General features: G+C 48.4%; 12 protein-coding genes. 9 read left to right on the forward strand and 3 right to left on the reverse strand.

Features of this window, described 5'->3' with window-relative positions; genetic code table 11:
• Positions 1-6 precede the first annotated feature (6 nt).
• From mscK to recR, 9 genes are all read left to right on the forward strand, one after another.
• Positions 7-3,357, forward strand: coding sequence for a mechanosensitive channel MscK (mscK, locus tag ACWA50_RS07150; protein WP_431051122.1), 3,351 nt, complete (start codon positions 7-9; stop codon positions 3,355-3,357).
• Positions 3,358-3,366: 9 nt separating this feature from the next.
• Positions 3,367-4,458, forward strand: coding sequence for a chorismate synthase (aroC, locus tag ACWA50_RS07155; protein ID WP_431051124.1), 1,092 nt, complete (start codon positions 3,367-3,369; stop codon positions 4,456-4,458).
• Complete coding sequence (gene mepA, locus ACWA50_RS07160; protein WP_431051126.1) at positions 4,445-5,269, forward strand: penicillin-insensitive murein endopeptidase; 825 nt, start codon at positions 4,445-4,447, stop codon at positions 5,267-5,269. The genes aroC and mepA overlap by 14 nt, the downstream gene beginning before the upstream one ends.
• A 15-nt stretch (positions 5,270-5,284) precedes the next feature.
• Positions 5,285-6,049 (forward strand): TSUP family transporter, encoded by a 765-nt coding sequence (locus ACWA50_RS07165; protein ID WP_431051128.1) that lies wholly within the window; start codon positions 5,285-5,287, stop codon positions 6,047-6,049.
• Positions 6,050-6,081: 32 nt separating this feature from the next.
• Positions 6,082-7,035 (forward strand): lauroyl-Kdo(2)-lipid IV(A) myristoyltransferase, encoded by a 954-nt coding sequence (gene lpxM, locus ACWA50_RS07170; protein WP_431051129.1) that lies wholly within the window; start codon positions 6,082-6,084, stop codon positions 7,033-7,035.
• A 129-nt stretch (positions 7,036-7,164) separates the two neighbouring features.
• On the forward strand, positions 7,165-7,707 hold the full coding sequence (gene apt, locus ACWA50_RS07175; protein ID WP_431051131.1) for an adenine phosphoribosyltransferase: 543 nt from the start codon (positions 7,165-7,167) through the stop codon (positions 7,705-7,707).
• Positions 7,708-7,728: 21 nt separating this feature from the next.
• Entirely contained in the window at positions 7,729-9,846 is a 2,118-nt protein-coding gene (gene dnaX / locus ACWA50_RS07180; protein WP_431051133.1) for a DNA polymerase III subunit gamma/tau, read from the forward strand.
• Between the two features lie 92 nt (positions 9,847-9,938).
• Positions 9,939-10,268, forward strand: a complete 330-nt coding sequence (locus ACWA50_RS07185; RefSeq protein ID WP_431051134.1) for a YbaB/EbfC family nucleoid-associated protein — start codon at positions 9,939-9,941, stop codon at positions 10,266-10,268.
• 274 nt (positions 10,269-10,542) lie between these two features.
• A complete protein-coding gene (gene recR / locus ACWA50_RS07190; RefSeq protein ID WP_431051136.1) occupies positions 10,543-11,145 on the forward strand; it encodes a recombination mediator RecR in 603 nt (200 codons plus the stop codon).
• Between the two features lie 28 nt (positions 11,146-11,173).
• Here the strand turns inward: recR and ACWA50_RS07195 are convergent, their stop codons facing one another.
• From ACWA50_RS07195 to ACWA50_RS07205, 3 genes are all read right to left on the reverse strand, one after another.
• Positions 11,174-12,052 (reverse strand): VirK/YbjX family protein, encoded by an 879-nt coding sequence (locus ACWA50_RS07195; RefSeq protein ID WP_431051138.1) that lies wholly within the window; start codon positions 12,050-12,052, stop codon positions 11,174-11,176.
• Positions 12,053-12,141: 89 nt separating this feature from the next.
• Positions 12,142-12,681, reverse strand: a complete 540-nt coding sequence (gene yjgA, locus ACWA50_RS07200; RefSeq protein ID WP_431051140.1) for a ribosome biogenesis factor YjgA — start codon at positions 12,679-12,681, stop codon at positions 12,142-12,144.
• Positions 12,682-12,812: 131 nt separating this feature from the next.
• Positions 12,813-12,995 carry a hypothetical protein gene (locus ACWA50_RS07205; protein WP_431051142.1) on the reverse strand — a complete coding sequence of 61 codons (183 nt, stop codon included), beginning with the start codon at positions 12,993-12,995 and terminating at the stop codon, positions 12,813-12,815.
• Between the last annotated feature and the right edge of the window lie 114 nt (positions 12,996-13,109).

Below are 13,109 nucleotides of genomic sequence, written 5' to 3' on the forward strand. Positions count from 1 at the left end.
GATATAATGAAAAAACGTTTTTGGATTTTATTTTCGATTTTTAGTCTACTGTTTGCCGGTCAGATAGCGGCTGCCGCCACAGAATCACCGCTACCGACCAAGCCTGAGCTTGAAGCGGCAATCAGTGCGGCGGAAAGTAATGAGAACAAAACCCCGGACAATGCGTTATTGCTGAATAATCTGCGCGATACCGTCAGCTTGTTGGAACAAATTGAACAGCAAAAAAGCCTGATTGGTACGCTGCAAAAAACCATCGACGGGGCGGATCAGGCTATTGCCGCCAGTCAGGATAATCTGAATCGATTGAATCAGAGTGACGGCATTGAAGTGAGTTCAAAAAAATGGAACGAGATGTCTCTGGCCGAGTTGAATCAAATACAGAGTGAAAACGAGCAGCAATTACAACAAATCCAAAGCGATTTAAGCAATTTAAACGGCTTGTTGGTGGCGCAGCGTTCGGTGCCGGAGCGGGTGCAAACCGCACTTGCCGATAATTTGGCACGCAGTCAACAGCTGAATAAATTGCTGTTCAGCGCCCAAGTCAGCCCCTCTTTGGCGAATAAATATCACGCCGAGTTACGTTTGATTGAATTGAAAAATCAATATAATCAATTGAGTTTAAATGGTAATTCTAAACTGACTTCGCTCTATGAATCGGAAGTGGCGGAAAAAACGCTGGAGCAAAAACAGCAACAAGAGCTCCAAGCGGCGCTGGCGGAAAAAATCAGTGCATTGCGGCTACAACAATCACAGCGGCAAGTAGCCGAATTGGAACAAAGCAGCAGTGGCGGTAATGACGATGGTAATCAATGGTTGCGCCAAGAAGCGGCGATCAATACGCAAGTCAGCCAATTTTTATTAACGCAGACTAATAATCATAACCAGTTGGTACAAGACGGGCTGCGTATTCGCAATACCTTGGATAATTTGCTGCAAACTCAGCGCAATATTGATGAACAAATCAGCGCGTTGCAAGGTACGTTGGTGCTGTCACGCATTATTAACAAGCAGCGGCAGGCACTGCCGAAAGATAGTCTGATCAGCGGCTTGGCAAAGCGGATCACCGATTTGCGGGTGCAGATTTTTGATATGAACGAACGGCGTGATGCACTATACAATACTGCCGATTATATCGCCAATTTGGAATGGGATCATAAGACCCGCTTCACCGACGCAGAAAAAGCGCAACTGACCACGATTTTGCAAGATCGACGTAAATTGCTGACCGATGTGATTACCGAGCTGAATGCGCAACTCAACCAATCGATCAATATTGATTTGAATCAACAGCAGGTGATTAGTATCAGTAACGAGCTGCAAAATAAATTGGAACAGCAGAGTTTTTGGGTGAAAAGTAATAATCCGATTGATTTTGATTGGTTTGCCCGTTTTTCAGGGGGAGTCAAAATGCAATTGGCGCAAATTGTCAAATTGCTGGATTTCAGCAATTGGCGCGATTACCTCTTGCCTATCGGTTCGTTGGTCGGTTTTTTATTGTTATTGGCGGCGGGGATTAACTGGCGCAAAACTTGGTTCAAACGTGAAATCAGCTGGCATAACAGTAAAGTCAACACCTTGAGCGGCGATAATCAATGGCGTACGTTGATTGTGTTGTTTTACACCTTGATCTTAGCGCTACCGAGCACCTTGTTATTTTTGTCAACGCTGATTTTAATCATCTATTTCTGTTTCCATCATCCACTGGGATTGTTACCGTGGGCGTTAAAAATGGCGGCGTTTTGGTTCTTTATTGCCTTTACCTTGTCGTTATTGCGTCCAAACGGAATTGCACACCGTCATTTTAATTTTTCCGCGACGACTAATGCGTTGTTCCGCAATACGCTGCGCCGTTCGATCCCGATTCTGGCGGTATTGTTGAACGCTTCGATTTTCACCTCTCTGGATACCGGCATTGCAAATGATATGCTAGGGGAAACATTGGTGATCACTGCGCTGTTACTGTTTTTATTCCAAATCAGACCCGGCTTCAGCAGTGCTATCGACAGTGTTAATCGTGAGGCGTCTGAGGATAACGGGCAAGAGCGGACGACATACCCGAAACTGTTTAAATTTCTGAGAATCTTGCTGGTGCTGCTGCCGATTATCTTGATTGTCTTAATCGGTTTGGGTTATTACTACACGGCATTGATCTTGATTCGGCATATCATTTCCACCTATGTAGTGCTGATTCTTTGGGTGAATTTGCGCGAAATGACGCACCGTGCGATTCGGGTTTCCGCCCGCCAACTTGCTTACCGCCGCCTGAAAGAAAAACGGCAACAGCAGCAAAACAAAGAAGAGAATGCGGAAAACACCGTGCATGGCGAAGATCTGGTGATTGATGCGCAAGATGAAAAAATTGCCTTGGCGACGGTCAACCAGCAAGTGACTAAAATTACGGATATTGCCCTGTGGTTGTTACTAATCGGATTGTTTTATTGGGTATGGGCGGATTTGCTCGGGGTGGCGGTTTATCTGGATAACATCAGTTTGTGGCAGCAGACTTCGACTGACGCCAATGGTACAACGGTGCTGGAGTCGGTTACTTTACTTAATTTCTTGACCTCGATAGTGATTTTATGGGGAACCTATTTGGTCGTCCGCAATTTGAACGGGGTGTTGGAGATCCTGATTTTTTCCCGGGTGCAATTGTCGCAAGGCTCGCCTTATGCGATTACCACCATTCTCAGTTATTTATTCGTCGCCCTCGGTGCCGGAACCGCATTTTCGACCTTAGGCATGTCGTGGAGTAAATTACAGTGGCTGTTTGCCGCCTTGTCGGTCGGTTTAGGCTTTGGTTTACAGGAGATTTTCGCCAACTTTGTTTCGGGGATTATCATTTTGTTCGAACGCCCGGTACGGATTGGGGATTTGGTGACGATTGGCGAATTCAGCGGTACGGTATCGAAAATCCGCATTCGCGCCACGACGATTGTGGATTTTGACGGTAAAGAAGTGATTGTGCCGAATAAAGCGTTTGTAACCGAGCGCTTGACCAACTGGTCATTGAGCAATACCACCACACGAATAGTATTGAAAATCGGCGTTGCCTACGGTTCCGATGTGGAATTAACCAAAACATTATTATTGCAAGCGGCGGACGAATCGCCTTATGCCTTGAAAGACCCGGCGCCGGTGGTGTACTTCCTGGCATTTGGCGCCAGCACCCTGGATCATGAATTGCGGGTTTATGTGAATAAAACCAACGAACGTAATCCGACCATCGATTTTCTGAATCGCAGGATTGATCAATTATTTACGGAAAACAAGATTGATATCGCCTTTAATCAGCTCGATGTGTATATTAAAAATTTGGATAACGGGCAACAGTTGCCAATTAAAACGGATAATCAATAAGGAAACAGTATGGCGGGAAACAGCATTGGACAACTGTTCAAAGTCACCACTTTCGGTGAATCCCACGGCATTGCGCTGGGGTGTATTATCGACGGCGTGCCGCCGGGCATGGATTTGACGGAAGCGGATATTCAGCCGGATTTGGATCGGCGCAAACCGGGAACTTCACGCTACACCACGCCACGGCGCGAAGATGACGAAGTGCAGATTTTGTCTGGCGTATTCGAGGGCAAAACCACCGGCACAAGCATTGGCATGATCATCAAAAACGGCGATCAGCGCTCTCAGGATTATGGTGAGATCAAAGATCGTTTCCGTCCGGGGCACGCCGATTATACTTACCAGCAGAAATATGGCGTGCGCGATTATCGCGGCGGCGGGCGTTCCTCTGCGCGTGAAACTGCCATGCGCGTGGCTGCCGGTGCGGTGGCAAAAAAATATTTGCGTGAACGGTTCGGCGTGGAAGTGCGCGGTTTTCTCAGCCAAATCGGCGCGGTCAAAATTGCCGAACAGCCGTTGGAGCAAATTGACTGGGCGCAGGTCAACAGCAATCCGTTTTTCTGCCCGGATCCAAGTGCGGTCGAGCGGTTTGACGAATTGATCCGCGAGCTGAAAAAAGAGGGGAACTCGATTGGGGCGAAATTGACGGTAGTTGCCGAAAACGTGCCGGTCGGTTTGGGCGAGCCGGTATTTGACCGTTTGGATGCGGATTTAGCCCATGCTTTAATGGGGATTAATGCGGTTAAAGGCGTGGAAATTGGCGACGGCTTTGCGGTGGTGGAACAGAAAGGCACCGATCACCGTGATGAAATGACCCCCGAGGGGTTTTGTTCCAACCATGCCGGCGGCATTCTCGGCGGGATCAGTAACGGGCAGCCGATAGTGGCGCAAATTGCGCTGAAACCGACTTCCAGTATCACCATTCCGGGCAGGAGCGTCAATTTGGATAACCAAGCAGTGGAAGTGGTGACGCGCGGACGGCACGATCCGTGCGTTGGTATTCGTGCGGTGCCGATTGCCGAAGCGATGGTGGCGATTGTGTTACTCGATCATTTATTGCGCCAACGTGCGCAAAACGGAGTCAAAGATGTGGTGTCATAAGATTATCAGCGGACTTTTATTGTCGTTCGTCAGCCTGACCGCACTTGCCTCGCCGTGGGAACAAATTAAAGCGCCGGTGCAGGGCGAAGCCAATCCGGTCGGCGGCTACAGCAACGGCTGTATTATCGGTGCGCAACCGCTGGCATTACGCGGTGAGGGTTACCAAGTGATTCGCGCCGGTAAAAACCGCTATTACGGTCATCCCGAATTAGTGGATTACTTGACCCGTTTAGGGAAAAAAGCCAAACAAGCCGGTTTGCAAAATGTATTGGTCGGCGATATGGGCATGCCGGCGGGCGGGCGTTTTGCCAGCGGACACGCCAGCCACCAAACCGGTTTGGACGCGGATATTTGGCTGCGTTTCGGGCCTCTCAGCGACAAACAGGCGTTGAATCCGACGGCAACCTTAATGGTGAATCGCAAAGCCCAGCGAGTCGATGAAAAAGTCTGGACCGCGGATCAAACCACGTTGATTCGCTTGGCGGCACAAGATCCGAAAGTCGATCGGATTTTCCTCAATCCGGCAATTAAGTTGAAATTATGCCAGACGGTGCAGGGGGACCGCACTTGGCTGCGCAAAATCCGTCCGTGGTTCGGACACGACGCCCATTTGCACGTACGCTTAACCTGTCCGCAAGGCGCGAGTTATTGCGAGGCACAAGCGCCGGTGCCGAGCGGCGAAGGCTGCGGCGCCGAATTGATGTCGTGGTTTGAGCCGCCGAAACCGGGTTCACAAGCCAACAAACCGAAAACGCCACCGCCAATGCCGCAGCTGTGCCAAATGGTGTTATCACAACACGGTCAAAGTTAATCGGCAGGATAAAAAATGGAATTAGGCTTGGAAATGTACGCTTTGCTGTTTGGCGTGGCGTTATTGGCGGGTTTTATTGATGCGATTGCCGGTGGCGGAGGGCTGATTACCATTCCGGCACTGTTGGCAACCGGCATGCCGCCGGCGTTGGCATTGGGCACCAATAAACTGCAAGCTTGCGGCGGTTCCTTTTCCGCCAGTTGGTATTTTATCCGACGTAAGGCGGTCAATCTGCGTGAAATCGCAGTATTGATTGGCATGACCTTTCTCGGCGCGGTGTTAGGCACGGTTTTAGTCCAGCAGATGAATGCGGATTTTTTGAAAAAAATTCTGCCGTTTCTGATTTTTGCAATTGGAATCTATTTCTTGTTAACGCCGAAATTGGGCGAAAGCGATAAACAAAAACGGGTGTCTTATCTGGTTTTTGCCGTAACTGCCGGTTTCGCTATCGGCTTTTATGACGGCTTTTTCGGACCGGGCACGGGCTCGTTTCTCAGCTTGGCGTTTGTGATGTTGCTCGGTTTTAATTTGGCAAAAGCCACTGCCCACGCGAAAGTGCTGAATTTCACCTCGAATATCGCCTCGCTGCTGTTCTTTTTAATCGGCGGACAAGTGGCCTGGACGTTGGGCTTGGTGATGTTGGCAGGGCAATTTATCGGTGCCAGAATGGGCGCGCGAATGGTGTTAACCAAGGGGCAGAAATTGATTCGCCCGATGGTCGTGGTGGTGGCATTTGTAATGGCGAGCAAATTGGCATTTGATTATGGTTGGTTCGGCTGAACCAACGATTTGTTTTAATTAAGGTTTGATTGATGACAGAACAGAACAGACGCATAACCGCGCGCGTCGGTTATGAACCGCACTTTTCATGGCGTTACCTGTTGCCGCAATATTGGGGTGTTTGGTTAGGCATTTTCGGCTTGTTGTTGCTTGCCTATCTGCCGTACCGCTGGCGTGATCGTTTGGCGGCGAAACTGGGCGTGATTATTGCACGCAAGGCAAAAAAGCAGCGCCATCGCGCACGGGTGAATCTGTCCTATTGTTTTCCGGACTGGAGCAATGACAAAAAAGAGCAGGTGATTGATCAAATGTTTATCACCGTCACCCAAGTGATGTTGGCGATTGGCGAAGTGGCAATCCGTTCGAAAGCGCATTTACAGCAACGTACCGAATTTTTGGGGCTTGAACATATCCGTCGAGCGCGCGCCGACGGTAAGAATGTGATTTTGCTGGTGCCGCACACTTGGGCGATTGACGCTTCGGGCATTATTCTGCATACGCAGGGCATGCCGATGACGGCAATGTATAATCCGCACCGTAATCCGCTGGTGGATTGGCTGTGGAACCGCACGCGCGAACGTTTCGGCGGCAAAATGCACGCCCGTCAGAACGGGATTAAACCGTTTTTAAATACGGTGCGACGCGGCGAATTGGGTTATTATTTACCCGATGAAGATTATGGCGCAGAGCTGAGTGTATATGCCGATTTTTTTGCTACCTATAAAGCAACGCTGCCGGGCTTAAACAAAATGGCGAAAGTGGCGAAAGCGGTGGTGATTCCGATGTTCCCGCGTTATAACGCCGGGCTGGGCAAATATCAGTTGGACATTCATCCGCCCATGGCGCTGAGTGATAACGATGAAGAAATGGCACGGTTGATGAATCGGGAAATCGAATCTTATGTGACCGAGACGCCTGAGCAGTATGTCTGGATTTTGCGGTTGTTAAAAACCCGCAAAGACGGGCAGGATATTTATCGGCTTTAACAACAACCGTCACAAAAAAGCGAAGAAAGGATTTGCAGCCGACTTGAGTTTTGTTATTCTTATCTGCTTGCCGTGTTGCGAAAGATTGCGCAACACATCTCCTGAAAAGTTTATTTAGGTTTTTTAGCTATGAACCAGACATTAGAATTAGTGAAAGCGTCGATTAAATCTATTCCGGATTACCCGAAACAAGGGATTATTTTCCGTGATATCACCAGCTTGTTGGAAGTGCCGGCGGCATTCCAAGCAACGGTGGATTTGATCGTTGCGCAATATAAAGAAAAAGGCATTACCAAAGTGGTCGGCACCGAGTCCCGCGGTTTTATTTTCGGTGCGCCGGTGGCATTGGCGCTGGGTTTGCCGTTTGTCTTGGTGCGCAAACCGCGTAAATTGCCGCGCGAAACCATTGCGCAAAACTACCAATTGGAATATGGCGAAGATACGTTGGAAATTCATATTGACGCGATAAATGCCGATGATAACGTATTGATTATCGACGATTTATTAGCAACCGGCGGTACAGTGGAAGCAACGGTTAAACTGATTCGTCGTTTGGGCGGTAAAGTGGAGAATGCCGCGTTTATCATCAGCTTGCCGGAACTGGGCGGCGCAGAGCGTCTGAAAAAATCCGGTATCACTAGCTTCCATTTGGTTAGTTTCGACGAACATTAATTTTTCAACAACGGGTTGCGCATGAGCTATCAGGTACTTGCCAGAAAATGGCGGCCACAACGGTTTTCGCAGGTTGTCGGACAAGAACACGTTCTGACCGCACTTGCTAACGGTTTAGAGAATAATCGGCTGCACCATGCCTATCTCTTTTCCGGAACGCGCGGAGTAGGAAAAACCTCGATAGCCCGTTTGTTCGCCAAAGGCTTGAATTGTGAGCGGGGCGTCACCGCCGAACCGTGCGGCAAGTGTGAAAACTGCCGTGCGATTGAAGACGGGCGTTTTATTGATTTATTGGAAATCGACGCCGCCTCTCGCACCAAAGTGGAAGATACCCGAGAGTTACTCGACAACGTTCAGTATAAACCGGTGCAAGGGCGCTATAAAATCTACCTGATCGACGAAGTGCATATGTTGTCGCGCCACAGTTTCAATGCGTTGTTGAAAACGTTGGAAGAACCGCCGGAATATGTCAAATTCCTATTGGCAACCACCGATCCGCACAAACTGCCGATTACCATTTTATCCCGCTGTATTCAATTTCATCTGAAAGCGTTAGAGCCGAAACAGATTGCCAACCATCTGGAATATCTTCTGCAACAGGAAAAAATTCCCTATGAATTTTCCGCCTTGGAGCAGCTGGCAAAAGCGGCACGCGGCAGTATCCGTGACTCGCTCAGTCTGACCGATCAGGCGATTGCGATGAGCAACGGCAATATCAGCACGCAAATCGTACATCAAATGCTGGGCACACTCGACAGCGAACAATCGTTGGATATTATTCAGGCGTTACAGCTGGCGGACGGCGAAGCGTTAATGCGTAGCGTGCAGCAGGTGGCGGAGAAAGGCGTGGAGTGGGATCAACTGCTGCAAGAAGTGGCAAGCAACCTACACCAGATTGCGATGCGGCAACTGTTAAAAGCAAGCGAAAAAAGCAGTGATCGACTGGATTTCCTGGCGCGTAATTTACCGCCGGAAGATGTGCAATTTTATTATCAATTAATCCTGAACGGGCGCAAAGAGTTGCCGTTTGCGCCGGATCAACGCAGCGGGGTGGAAATGACCCTGTTGCGCGCCTTGGCATTTCATCCTAAGTTATTGCAACGGGATACATCGCTGTCAGCCCCGCAAACCACGACGGAAAAACAACTGGAGCAGGCGGAAAATACCGAACATCAGTTGCAGCGCATTCGCCAACGGTTGCCGAAGCACGAAGCTGAACCGCACTTTACACCCGAAAGCATAACTGCGCCAACGCCAAGTGCGGTGCAGCGTAAACGTATTGCGGCGCAAACAAACGAATCCGCCGCACAGTCCGATGACGCTCAGGCGCTTTCTCCGGCGTTGAAAGCGCTGCAAGCACGACAGCAGCTGCAAAATTCGCAAAAAAAAAACAGTAAACCCATCGTAACTGCCACGGATAATCGGTTGGAAACAGTGCCGACGGCAACACAAAACCATGACACCGGGGTGGAAAAATCGCTGGGCTTAATGGAACGCCTCAACCGTATCAGTGCCGCCAAAACCCCGCCGGCAAACCCGCCGCTGCCGGCTGCCGCAGCCGAACCGCCTCCGCTATCAGACGACGAAAGCGAAAATGAACAGAGTGATACGATTGGCGAAGATTACCATTGGCAATGGCTAAATCCGGAATTGGAAAACGAAGAGAGCAACCGTTTGCGTCCGTCGGATATCAAACAGGCGATTTTACAGGAAAGGACGCCGGAGCTAGTGGCAAAAGTGCTGAAACTCAGTGCGGAACGCGATCGTTGGTCGGCAATGTTAGAACAGTTGGAATTGAGCGGGATGGTCAAGCAGTTAGGGCTTAATGCCTTGCTATTGGCGGAAAATGATGAGGCGGTGACATTGGGTTTGCGCCCGGATCAGTCCAATTTGAATAATGCCCGTTATATCGAGGCATTACAGCAGCAATTGAGCAAATTTTATCAACATGAAGTGCGGTTAAACGTGGTGTTGGAAAGCGATAAGACGCGTCTGACGCCGCTGGAACAACGGCGCCAAATCTATAGCGAACTGAGCGAACAAGCCAAACACGCGTTACGGCAAGATCCGCAAATCGCGTTATTACAACAAGCGTTTGACGCGACCTTGGATTTGGACAGTATCCGTGCGGTGGGCTAGCGGCAGATTGATTGCGGCTTTGCAGCTTGGCAAATTTAAGCTAGAATGAGCGCCTATTTTTTGAATTATTTTAAAGAAAAAGAGAGAAAACTATGTTTGGAAAAGGTGGATTGGGCAACTTAATGAAACAAGCCCAACAAATGCAAGAACGCATGCAAAAAATGCAGGAAGAAGTGGCGCAATTGGAAGTGACCGGCGAATCCGGGGCGGGGTTGGTGAAAATTACCGTCAATGGTGCACACAACTGCCGTCGTATCGAAATCGATCCATCGTTAATGGAAGACGATAAAGAGATGTTGGAAGATTTAATCGCCGCGGCGTTTAACGACGCGGTACGCCGTGCCGAAGAGTTGCAAAAAGAAAAAATGGCTTCCGTAACCTCCGGTATGCAGTTGCCACCGGGTTTTAAAATGCCGTTTTAATCGGGCTGTTAAATCTGTTCTAACCGCACTTTAAGTGCGGTTCAGACTGATGACAAAGTCTCTTTCTCGAATAATTTCCCTCCCGCCGTATACGGCGGGAGGTGTCCGAAGAACAGAAGGAGGCATAAATTATTTTAAAAATAAATATGTTGCATTTTCATATTTCCCCTCCCTCCCCATTTTTCTTGCGAAAAATGGTATTCCCTCCGCGCGCGGAGGGAGAGAAGTCAGTTTGTCAGCAATCTCGGTTTTGTTTATTAAAGAGAGAGAATTCATGCAAATCAGCCCATTACTGGAACACTTGATGGAAGCGTTGCGCTGCTTGCCCGGCGTCGGACCGAAATCGGCGCAGCGGATGGCATATCATTTGCTCCAGCGCAACCGTAGCGGCGGTGTCAATTTAGCCCAAGCCTTGCAGGAAGCAATGAGCAAAATCGGACATTGCAGCCAATGCCGAACCTTTACCGAAGAAGAAAGCTGTGCAATTTGCCGCAACCCGCGCCGCCAACAAAATAAACAACTGTGCGTGGTGGAAATGCCGTCGGATATCCAAGCCTTAGAGTTGACAGGGCAATATTCGGGGCGTTACTTTGTGTTGATGGGACATCTATCGCCGCTTGACGGGATCGGGCCGCGCGATATTGGGCTGGATTTGTTACAACAACGTTTGCAGCAGGAAACCTTCGAAGAAGTGATTCTCGCCACCAATCCGACGGTGGAAGGCGACGCCACTGCCAATTATATCGCGGAATTATGCCGACAATTCGCCATACCGGTGACACGTATCGCCCACGGTATTCCGGTTGGCGGCGAGCTGGAAAATGTGGACGGAACCACGTTATCCCACTCGTTTTTAGGGCGGCGGCAAATTCAATAACCTCACTTAGCCAGTGCGGCGTTTTCTTCTATCGATATAGTGTGTTTGCCGCAATTTGCAAGTGATCCAACATGTCATAACGTTTGCGGTACATGCTGCGTTTTTTACTTTGTACCTCTTCAAGGCTTTTGCGTTCAAGTGCGGTCGAAAGCTGCCAATATTGGCTTTTGACATCGAACTCGGCTCCGTTTTCAGCCCAAAACTGATCATAATTAAATAATAGGCGCGAATGATCGTTCCAACGGTATTTTGCTTGGTTTTTATGTTTAATACCGAGCAGTTTACAACCCCATGTCTCAGCCAACATTTTTATGATCGTTATCAGCATATGTGAAGGGCGCACGCCGTGTAGTTGTTTGGTCAATTTACGCACCAAATCCTGTGCCATTTCTCCGCTCGGGCCTTGCAACGAAGTGATCAGTAAACGGCTTTCCGGAATAAAGGCAAAAGAGAGATCATAAAGCCGCTGCTGATTTTCATCCTGTAAATTAATTGAGAAAAAGCCTTCAAGCGGATCGATTTTATTGATATTTAAATATGCCGAAATGCCGTTGGCTAAGGTCGTAATGAGTACGGAATCATGTTTAACCAGATCACGGCACAGGGTTTCGCCGAATACGGTTTCGGCGAAGGCAAAATTATATTGCAGTGCGGCTAAACGCTGTTTGGGGCCGAAACGCTTATCGCAAAAACGGTATAAAATGCTATTAAAGCGGTAAGGATTTTCACGGAAGAGTGTTTGCCACAGAGCGTGGTTATTCAGAAAACAGACGAATTTATTACAATATTTGGCACTGCGCGCATAGCGTAAGTAATAACGAGAACGTATCAGTGCCAATTTTGAGCGTTTTTTATTGGTCGCGGGAAACATTGTTTTCGCTGTCGGGAAGGTAATCGTATTCTTCATAGGCGCTCTTTTTCAAATAAAAATAAAGCTGTAAATTCTATTTGATCACCAGGCTTAAGTAAATATTCCGCTCGATAATTTATCGGATTTTACTCCGCCGTTTCCAATTCTTTCAAATATTGGAAAATTTCACGATAACACTTCGGTGGTTTTTGTGCGGCACGTTCTTTTTGTGCGGCACGGATCAGGTTGCGCAGGTGTTGAATATCCAGTTCCGGATATTGGGCAATCAGATTGGACAGCACCTGATTATTATCACTTGCTAATAATTGATCACGTAAGTGTTCCAAACGGTGGAAAGCCGCTTGTTGTTGGTTATGTTTGTTTTCCAGTTTGTCTAATGCTTCTTGCAGTGGCTCGACATCGGTGTTGCGTAATAGCTTGCCGATATATTGCAGTTGACGGCGCAGGGCACCGCGTTGTGAACGTTGCGCCAGTTCAATGGCATCAGCCAGTTTTTCATCAAGTGGAATTTTTTCCAGATTCGCCGGAGTCAGTGCGACTAATTTGGCGCCGAATTTTTTCAAGGCTTCGGCATCACGCTTAATTTCGCTTTTGCTGACCCAAATAATCTCGTCGTCTTGTGCTTCATCGTCGAGTAAAAAATCGACTTCTTGATCTTTCTTCATGCTGTTTTATCTTGTGGCTAGGGAATCAAGTGAATAATAATAGCATAAATTCGGAGGTGGTGCGGCAGGGAATTTGAGGAGGGCGGATAATCGGTTTTTGCTCCCTTCGCAGACGGAAGGGAACAAAAGGGTTAACAAACGCCGAAAGGTTCAGCCAATTTGTATAGGCTCAATTCCTCGGCTTGATAGGTTTTGGTATAGATTTTTTCATTTTCTTCCCATTGGCAGATAACGCCTTCGGCAGTTATCGCAGCGACTTGCATTTTGCGCCCGCCGATTTTCGGTTGTACTTCATCCCCTAAATTGAATTCCATCATCATCTCCTTTAACTGTGGTTTTAATCGTAATGATTATAGTGGACTAATCTCACCTAAACGTGTGGTTTTATCCTAAAATATTGCCGTCACGTCTTAGGCTGTCTTTGCTAA

Source organism: Testudinibacter sp. P17/SS/0325 (assembly GCF_053570765.1).

Coding starts and splice junctions, on each gene's coding strand:
- mscK (WP_431051122.1), top strand. CDS start 7: ATGAAAAAACGTTTTTGGATTTTATTTTCGATTTTTAGTCTACTGTTT.
- aroC (WP_431051124.1), top strand. CDS start 3,367: ATGGCGGGAAACAGCATTGGACAACTGTTCAAAGTCACCACTTTCGGT.
- mepA (WP_431051126.1), top strand. CDS start 4,445: ATGTGGTGTCATAAGATTATCAGCGGACTTTTATTGTCGTTCGTCAGC.
- ACWA50_RS07165 (WP_431051128.1), top strand. CDS start 5,285: ATGGAATTAGGCTTGGAAATGTACGCTTTGCTGTTTGGCGTGGCGTTA.
- lpxM (WP_431051129.1), top strand. CDS start 6,082: ATGACAGAACAGAACAGACGCATAACCGCGCGCGTCGGTTATGAACCG.
- apt (WP_431051131.1), top strand. CDS start 7,165: ATGAACCAGACATTAGAATTAGTGAAAGCGTCGATTAAATCTATTCCG.
- dnaX (WP_431051133.1), top strand. CDS start 7,729: ATGAGCTATCAGGTACTTGCCAGAAAATGGCGGCCACAACGGTTTTCG.
- ACWA50_RS07185 (WP_431051134.1), top strand. CDS start 9,939: ATGTTTGGAAAAGGTGGATTGGGCAACTTAATGAAACAAGCCCAACAA.
- recR (WP_431051136.1), top strand. CDS start 10,543: ATGCAAATCAGCCCATTACTGGAACACTTGATGGAAGCGTTGCGCTGC.
- ACWA50_RS07195 (WP_431051138.1), bottom strand. CDS start 12,052: ATGAAGAATACGATTACCTTCCCGACAGCGAAAACAATGTTTCCCGCG.
- yjgA (WP_431051140.1), bottom strand. CDS start 12,681: ATGAAGAAAGATCAAGAAGTCGATTTTTTACTCGACGATGAAGCACAA.
- ACWA50_RS07205 (WP_431051142.1), bottom strand. CDS start 12,995: ATGGAATTCAATTTAGGGGATGAAGTACAACCGAAAATCGGCGGGCGC.